At 54.5% G+C, this 8,774-nt stretch carries 6 protein-coding genes; 4 read left to right on the top strand and 2 right to left on the bottom strand.

Annotated features, from left to right (window positions below; genetic code table 11):
- Positions 1-43 precede the first annotated feature (43 nt).
- Entirely contained in the window at positions 44-712 is a 669-nt protein-coding gene (locus BQ5353_RS09495) for a redox-sensing transcriptional repressor Rex (protein WP_054331786.1), read from the bottom strand.
- A gap of 299 nt (positions 713-1,011) precedes the next feature.
- On the opposite strand from BQ5353_RS09495, the gene BQ5353_RS09500 reads away from it, so the two are divergent.
- Together BQ5353_RS09500 and BQ5353_RS09505 are read left to right on the top strand one after the other, a co-directional pair.
- On the top strand, positions 1,012-1,470 hold the full coding sequence (locus tag BQ5353_RS09500) for an adenine nucleotide alpha hydrolase family protein (RefSeq protein WP_054331787.1): 459 nt from the start codon (positions 1,012-1,014) through the stop codon (positions 1,468-1,470).
- Positions 1,471-1,493: 23 nt separating this feature from the next.
- The gene (locus BQ5353_RS09505) at positions 1,494-2,432 is read left to right on the top strand and encodes an alpha/beta fold hydrolase (protein ID WP_071428016.1); all 939 of its coding nucleotides are present in this window, start codon (positions 1,494-1,496) and stop codon (positions 2,430-2,432) included.
- A 77-nt stretch (positions 2,433-2,509) separates the two neighbouring features.
- Here BQ5353_RS09505 and rny read toward each other — a convergent pair whose 3' ends face one another.
- Positions 2,510-4,051: a ribonuclease Y gene (gene rny, locus BQ5353_RS09510; protein WP_071428447.1), complete on the bottom strand. Its 1,542-nt coding sequence runs from the start codon at positions 4,049-4,051 to the stop codon at positions 2,510-2,512.
- Between the two features lie 648 nt (positions 4,052-4,699).
- On the opposite strand from rny, the gene thrS reads away from it, so the two are divergent.
- Positions 4,700-6,604, top strand: a complete 1,905-nt coding sequence (gene thrS / locus BQ5353_RS09520) for a threonine--tRNA ligase (protein ID WP_054331791.1) — start codon at positions 4,700-4,702, stop codon at positions 6,602-6,604.
- 357 nt (positions 6,605-6,961) lie between these two features.
- Complete coding sequence (locus tag BQ5353_RS09525; RefSeq protein WP_161802857.1) at positions 6,962-8,749, top strand: M23 family metallopeptidase; 1,788 nt, start codon at positions 6,962-6,964, stop codon at positions 8,747-8,749.
- Positions 8,750-8,774 lie beyond the last annotated feature (25 nt).

Raw genomic sequence — 8,774 nt, forward strand, 5'->3', positions numbered from 1 at the left:
CTCCCCAATCCGGGGAGGGTTTTGTTTTGCGGGGAGGGAGGGGCTATTTCTGCTCCACCTCTTTGGCGGCCTCTTTTTCCGCCAGGTCTTTGACTCGGTAGCTCAAGGTCATCAAGCTGTCCCCCAGGTGGACATTCTCCACCACAATGCTGTCGTAGTTGACCGCCAGATCGTAGTGGGAGAAATTCCAGAACCCGCGGATGCCCAAGCCAACCAAAAGGTCGGCGATCTCCTGTGCCGCTTCCTTTGGGATGCACAGTACCGCCATCTTCGGGCGGTACTGCTGACAAAAAGCAGTCAGATCGCTGACATCCCGGATGGGGAGCCCACGGACCCGGCGGCCGATGACCTCGCTGTTTTTGTCAAAGATGCCGATGAGATCGAACCCCTTGTTTTCAAAATCCATATGGGTGGCGATGGTGCGGCCCAGGTTGCCAGCGCCGATCAAAATGGTCTTGACGCCCAGGTTTAACCCCAGGATGTTGCCGATCTCCCCATGGAGGGCGGATACGTTGTACCCATACCCCTGCTGGCCGAATCCCCCAAAGCAATTGAGATCCTGCCGGATTTGGGAAGCGGTCAGCCGCATGATCTGTGCCAACTCCCGGGAAGAGATGCGGTTGACCCCACTTTTTAAAAGTTCCCCCAAGAACCGGTAATAGCGCGGCAGGCGCTTGATTACCGAGAGGGATACTGTATCACTTTTTGCCATTGCAATCACTCCCAACAAGACAGAAAGGACAAAATAAAAGTAGCATAAATAGTGTAAACGAATTTGGTGGAAAAGTCAAATAAGCAGCAATTGTTTGTAGGATTGCCGGAATTGGCCGGATTGTTTGCGCTACCTCCATGATTTATTCACAAATATTCGCTATACTAAAAACAGAAATGACCTTTGTACAAAGCTCTTTCCCATGGAGCGAGTAGACGACCATTCCCTTCGGGCCAGGGGCAGATGCGGTTTTCCCCTGTGTCGCCGCTGGGGTTTATCCGAATAAAAGGAGTAATGACATGAACAAACAACCTCTTTACGATCTGCCGGAAAATCTGGATGAATTGGAGCCAGAGCGCAGGGTCACCGTCGTCTGTGTTACCAATCAATTTCAATGCGACCGCATCATCAAGGCAGGACGGGTGATGGCAGATCTGAGCAACACCGCCTTAAACGTCATCAGTGTGGCCAACCCGGGAAGGGACCAGGACCCTGCCGCATTGCAGCACCTGTTTGATGTCACCAAGGAAAATGGGGGGAGTATGTCAATCTTATATGAGCTTGACCCAGCCAAGGCAATTATCCGTTATTTGAAGGAAAACAAAACATCCTATGTGCTCACTGGCATGCCGGAGAATGAAAATTCCATCCTCTATCAGATTTGGGAGAAGTTCACCCATATCACTTTCTTAACCGTCACCCCGGAAGGGGAACTCCAGGAGGCGGGCCGCGCCAGGTCCCTGCAAGCCGCCAATTGATTCTATGAAAAGGAGCGATTGTCATGCAAATCCGCGTCGATGAAATTTCCTTTGCCAGCAGCAACGGGTGCAGTCTGGTCAAAGGCTGGGTCTATGCCCCGATGGAAGGGGATTGCAAGGGAATTGTGCAGATCTCTCACGGCATGTGCGAATACATCGGCCGGTATGATCCCTTCCTCCGCTTTTTGGCGCAGCACGGGTATGTCGCCTGCGGCAACGACCATATTGGCCACGGCCACAGCAGCCCAGATGAGGACCACCTGGGCTATATGGGGGGGATGGAGGGCGACCGCTGGATTGTGGAGGATCTGCACCGCTTCAACCGGATTGTCCGCAAAATCCACCCCGGCTTGCCCTGTGTCATGCTGGGCCACAGCATGGGTTCCTTTGCCGCGCGGGTGTATGCTGCCCAATATGGGCATACCCTGGCAGGGTTAATTTTAAGCGGCACTGGGGGGAAGAACCCCGCCGCCCCTCTGGGGGAGAAGCTGGCCCGTGCTCTCAGCCGCAGGGCAGGGGAACGGGAGCGGACTCCTGTGCTGACCAGGCTGATCTTCCAGGATTACAACCGAGCCTTTGAGCCCCGCCGCACCGACAGCGACTGGCTCACCCGGGACAATGACCTGGTAGACCGGTATATTGACGACCCTTTCTGCACCTTTACCTTCACCAATTCCGCCTATGCGGCGTTGCTGCGGCTGCACCATCAGGCCAACAGCCGAAAGACCTTTCAAAGGACCCCCAAGGAACTGCCGGTTTACCTGTTCTCCGGGGACAAAGATCCGGTGGGAGGAAACGGGGAAGGGGTAGCCCAGGTGTTCCGGAGGTACAATGAGGCCGGGCTGTGGGATGTGGAACTGAAGCTCTACCCCGATGGCCGCCACGAGATGCTCAACGAACTCAACCGACAAGAGGTCTATAAGGATGTCTTGGGATGGCTGGACTTCCATTTGGCGGAATAGAGGGAAAGGCCCGCCTTGAAAAAAGCAGTGCAAAAAGAAAAGCCCTTGGGAATTATCCCAAGGGCTTTTGCATGTTCCTATTTGGCATAGTCCACCGAACGGGTTTCGCGGATCAAGTTGACTTTGATCTGTCCAGGGTATTCCATCTCATCTTCGATCTTTTTGGCGATTTCCCGGGCGGTGATAACCATCTGATCGTCGCTGATCACATCGGGTTTGATCATGACGCGGATCTCACGGCCGGCCTGGATGGCAAAGCATTTCTCCACCCCATTGAAGGAATTTGCAATCTCCTCCAGCTTCTCCAGGCGCTTGATGTAATTCTCCAGGTTCTCACGGCGGGCACCGGGACGCGCGGCGGAGATGGCATCAGCAGCCTGCACCAGGCAGGCGACGATGGTTTTAGGCTCCACATCGTTGTGGTGGGCCTCAATGGCGTGGATAATCTCCGGGCTTTCCTTGTACTTTTTGGCGATGTCTACGCCGATGGCCACATGGGAGCCTTCGATTTCATGGGTGAGGGCCTTGCCGATGTCGTGGATCAAACCGGCGCGGCGTGCTTGGTTGACGTCTGCGCCCACTTCGGCGGCCATAATGCCGGCCAGGTGAGCGACTTCCACTGAATGGGCCAGGACATTCTGGCCATAGCTGGTGCGGTACCGCATCCGGCCCAAAAGCTTGATCAACTCGGGATGCATGGCATGGACGCCGGTTTCAATGACAGCGCGCTCGCCGTCCTGCTTGATCTTCTGCTCCACTTCGCGGCGGGCCTTGTCCACCATTTCCTCGATGCGGGCGGGGTGGATGCGGCCGTCCTGGATCAATCGCTCCAGGGCGATGCGGGCGATCTCCCGCTTCACCGTGTCGTGGCAGGAGAGGGTGATGGCTTCCGGCGTGTCGTCGATGATCAGGTCGACGCCGGTCAAGGTCTCCAGGGTGCGGATGTTGCGGCCTTCACGGCCTATGATCCGGCCCTTCATCTCATCATTGGGCAGGGGGACTACCGACACAGTGACCTCAGCCACATGGTCGGCGGCACACCGCTGGATGGCTTGGGTAATAATCTCGCGGGCCTTCTGGTCCGCTTCATCCTTCAGCCGCTGTTCGATCTGGGTGATCTTCAGGGCCTTCTCATGGGTCAGTTCATTCTCCAGGTTGGTGAGCAGGTATTCCTTAGCTTGGTCAGCGGTGTAGCCGGAGATTTTCTCCAGCATCTCAAACTGGTGTTTTTTCACCAGGTCCGCCTCTTTAAGCTGCTCCTCCACCTCAGTCATCTTCTTTTGCAGGGCTTCTTCTTTCTTCTCCTGGTTTTCCAGTTTGCGGTCCAGGGATTCTTCCTTTTGCTGGATGCGCCGCTCCAGTCGGGATACCTCGCTGCGGCGGTCCTTTAATTCTTTTTCGGTCTCAGTTCGCATGCGATAGATTTCATCTTTCGCTTCGACAATTGCTTCTTTCTTTTTGCTTTCTGCTGTTTTCAGAGCCTCGCTGACCAGCCGCTTCGCCTCATCTTCGGCGGAGCCCAGTTCAGCTTCGGCGATCCGTTTTCTATATTTCACGCCCAGGGGAAAGGCGATAATCAAGCCGGCAGCAAACGCAATGATACCGATATAGATTGTCATGTCGCCCATACGATGTTTCATACCTCCTTTGTTTGAATTTTGGAAATTGAATATTGTAATATAGATCAGGGTAGCATTTTCAAAAACCAGTGGGCCATGGGGACAGGCCATAGCCCTCCACTCTAAAAAAACGCTATTTCTATTTTACCGTTCCGTGGGTGTGATGTCAAGGTGAATGTATGGACGGGGCATTTAAAATGGATGGAACCGCCAAAGATTTGGCCTTGACAAATCTCTACCCCGGTGGTATGATACACAGTAATCAGCAAAGGCTGAGGATTTTTATAAGAACTGAAATCGTTGATGAGGACGTTGCCGTCCCAAACAACCATACCAGAGAGGAAGCGCCACCGGCTGAAAGCGCGTCTATGGAAGGAATGGCAGATACCACCTCTGAGAGTGCGATTAAGGCTTGTCCCCAAACGCGCCGCGTGACAGCGTTACCCAGTCTACGAGGGGCAGGGTGTTTTCCTGCAATTCGGGTGGAACCGTGGAGCATTTGCTTCATCCCGTGTTTTCTGCGCGGGATGGGGCTTTTTTTATTTCATCCTCCCGCAAAGATGCAAGGGCTCCCCCCAGGGGGAGGATGATTTGAAATAAAAACCGCAGACTATGGATAGAATTTTTGTGAAAAGGAGCGAGCGAACTATGATCAACATCACCTTAAAAGACGGCGTCGCCAAGGAGTACCAGGCTCCGATTACCCCTATTGAGATCGCAAAAGACCTCTCTGCCGGCCTGGCCAAAGTCGCCTGCGCTGCAAAAGTGAACGGCGAGCTTCGGGACCTGCGCTTCCCCATCGAAAGCGACGCCAATGTGTCCATCCTCACCTTTGAGGACGCCGAGGGCAAAAAGGCATTCTGGCACACCAGCGCCCATGTGTTGGCCCAGGCGGTGCAGCACCTGTATCCCGAGGCTAAACTGACCATCGGCCCCGCGGTGGACAACGGCTTCTATTATGACATCGACGTGGAGAAGCCCTTTGTGGCAGAAGACCTGGAGAAGATCGAAGCCGAAATGAAGAAGATCGTCAAGGAAGGGGAAGCATTGGAGCGGTTTGAGCTCTCTGGCGACGAGGCCAAAGAGCTGATGAAGGATAACCCCTACAAGGTTGAATTGATCGAGGAGCACGCTGGAAAAGGGGAGAAGCTGAGCTTCTTCCGCCAGGGCGATTTCACCGACCTGTGCGCCGGCCCCCACCTGATGAATACCAGCCCCATCAAGGCCATCAAGCTGACCCAGTGCACCGGCGCCTATTGGCGCGGCGACGCCAACAACCGGATGCTGTGCCGGGTGTACGGCATCAGCTTCCCCAAGGCTTCTATGCTGGAAGAGCACCTGAAGATGCTGGAAGAGGCCAAAAAGCGGGATCACCGCAAACTGGGCAAAGAGCTGGAGCTCTTCGACATCTTTGAGGAAGGCCCCGGATTCCCGGTGTTCCTGCCCAAGGGTATGGCCCTTCGCAATACCTTGGAAGGCTACTGGAGGGAGCTGCACCGCAAGGCCGGCTATCTGGAGATCCGCACCCCCCTCATCCTCAACGAGGAGCTGTGGCACCGTTCCGGCCACTGGGACCATTATAAAGACAATATGTACACCACCGTCATCGACGGGGAGGACTACGCTGTCAAGCCGATGAACTGCCCCGGCGGCATGCTGGTCTACAAGAGCAAGCCCCGCTCCTATCGGGATCTGCCCCTGCGCATGGGTGAGCTGGGTATCGTCCACCGCCACGAGCTCTCCGGCGCCCTCCACGGCCTGATGCGGGTTCGCTGCTTCACCCAGGACGACGCCCACATCTTTATGACCGAGGATATGATCAAGGACGAGATCAAAGGCGTTGCCGCCTTGATCGATGAGGTCTATTCCATGTTCGGCTTCAAGTACCATGTGGAGCTCTCCACCATGCCCGAGGACCACATGGGCTCCCTGGAGCAGTGGGAGCAGGCAACCTCCGCCCTGGAGAATGCCCTGAAAGAGCTGGGCCGCGACTATGTGATCAACGAGGGCGACGGCGCTTTCTATGGCCCCAAGATCGACTTCCATCTGGAGGACTGCTTGGGCCGGACCTGGCAGTGCGGCACCATCCAGCTGGACTACCAGATGCCCGAACGGTTTGACCTGGAGTACACCGGCGCAGATGGCGAGAAGCACCGCCCCATCATGATCCACCGGGTGCTGTTTGGCTCCATTGAGCGGTTCATCGGCATCCTCACCGAGCATTTTGCCGGCGCGTTCCCCATGTGGCTGGCTCCAGTGCAGGTCAAAGTGATCCCTGTCTCTGAGAAGCATATGGACTATGCCAAAGGCGTTTACCAGAAGCTGTTTGACGCCGGCCTGCGGGTGGAGCTGGATGAGCGCAATGAGAAGATTGGCTACAAGATCCGGGAAGCCCAGTTGGAGAAGGTCCCCTACATGCTGATTGTAGGCGACAAAGAGGTGGAGGCGGGCAACGTTTCGGTCCGCTCCCGCAGCGATGGCGACAAGGGTGTCAGCACCCTGGAGGATTTCCTCTGTGCCATCAAAGTGGAGATCGATTCTAAGGCGCAGTAATCCCTTATATAAATAGGTATAGAAGAGCCCCAGGGGAGTACATCCCCCGGGGCTCTTGTTTTTTCATCCAGATTTCAGGCAAAACTGGAAATTTGTTCATATCTTGGGGATAAGATAGATACAGCCATGGGAAAATATCCTTGGAGCACAGGAGTCTACCAACTTGTTAAGAATAAAAAGTTGGCAAATATTTATTGATGTTGCACAATAATTGTGTATTTTCTGTTACGATATCAGGCGATTTGGTTGTAAAATAGTAACAAACAGAGCCCCAAACCTTGATTTTAACAGGTTTTTGCGCTATAATCAGGAAGTGAAAAAATGTCCAATGGGACAGAAGGAAAGGGGTTGATGCCGATGGCTCTCAAATTCGTGCGCGGTCAAGGCGATGGCCAGGCCGAGAGCGGTGAGGGGCAAAAGGCAGATAACACACATTCCCCCGACAATAAGTCCAAATGGCTTGTCAACTATAAAGACCGGCTGTACCGGCTTAGTTACTACACCGGCGTTCAACTGATGCGCTTTGGCAAGCGGATTCGCCGCCATGCCGTCGCTGCGGTGCTGGATGCCCAAGATTGGCTGCTGGAACAGAGTGCAGAGACCCGGGAGCGGGCCGCTTATGCTAGGATTAGCTTGCGTCGCACCTTGGAACAGGAGTTTTTCTCGCCGGTTCGTGCCTTCAGGGCCCGGGTGAAGGAACTGCGGGCGGAGTATGATTCCGCTAAGAGCCAAGGCGGCGACCAGATGGAAAGCTTTTTGGCTGCAACCAGCCAGGAACTGTGGGCGGAGACCCGCAAAGTTCTGGGGATTACCTTCAACTACGTAGCCCCTTTGGGGGCGGCGGCTTTGTTGTTTGTCACCATTACCACGGTGAACAGTTTCTCCTTTGGCTTGAAGGTGGAGTACAACAGCAAAGTGGTCGGCTATGTCCGCAGCGAGGCGGACTTTGAAGTGGCCCAGGCGGAGATGAAGAAGCGTATCATCTACGAGGATTATATCCAGCCGGAAGATGCAGTTCCCCGCTTCACCATGGCAATTGTAAACGATAAGGACATCATCTCCACCAACGATCTGACCGACCGGCTGATCGAGTCCTCCGGCAACGAGCTTCAAGAAGCCTACGGCCTTTATATCGACAACCAGTTCATGGGCGCCACCACTGACGGCGATTCCCTATTGGAGAATCTCAATGCCCGTTTGGAGGAATATAGCACCGGCGCCAAGGATGAAAAGGTCAGTTTTGTCAAAGACGTGCAGGTTCGGGAAGGCTTGTATCCTCTCACCTCTATTGTGGATTTGCGCAACATTGAATCCGAATTGGACAAGGATGAGTCGGAGGAGCGGATCTACACCGTGCAGAAGGGGGATGCCCCCACCCTGATCGCGCAGAAATATGACATGCGGTATTCCGATCTGAAAGAGCTTAACCCGGAGATTGAAACTGAGCTCTTTGTGGGGCAGGAGGTTTTGATTTCCCGCTCAGTCCCCTTCTTAGGGGTTCAGGTAACCAAGACAGTGACCGAAACTGAGGATATTCCCTATGAGATTGAACAGGTCACTGACAACAGCTACAACGAGGGCTTTACCAAAGTTTCGGTGAAGGGACAAACCGGTGAAAAAGAAGTAACCAGCCAGATCACCTATGTGGACGGCGTGGAGACCGAACGGATTGTCCTAGACAGCCGGGTAGTTAAAGAACCAGTGACACAGAAGGTGATCGTAGGCGGAAATAAACCTCTCTCCTACATTCCTACCTCCGGAGGCACCAACAATGGCGGGTTTATCTGGCCGGTTGGCGGAAACGGCGGTTATGTCAGCTGTAGAATCTGGGGATATTCTGGCCACACCGGTGTGGACATTGCCAGCCAGCCGGGAACCCCTATTTATGCAGCGGCTGCTGGGCAGGTAGTCACCGCCCAATACTGGGGCGGCGCATATGGTCATTACGTCAAGATCAGCCATGGAAACGGCCTGTATACCTTGTATGCCCACAACAGCAAGTTGTATGTGAATCCGGGCGATTATGTGGAGCAGGGCCAGCTGATTGCGGCTATGGGGCGTACCGGCCGGGCCACCGGAAACCACTGCCATTTTGAAATTATCAACAATGGCCGGTATCTGGATCCCCTGCAATACGTCGGCTAACAAACTTAAATACGGCGGGGAGGGG

It is taken from the genome of Merdimmobilis hominis (assembly GCF_900104615.1).
GTDB classification, from domain to species: domain Bacteria; phylum Bacillota; class Clostridia; order Oscillospirales; family Ruminococcaceae; genus Merdimmobilis; species Merdimmobilis hominis.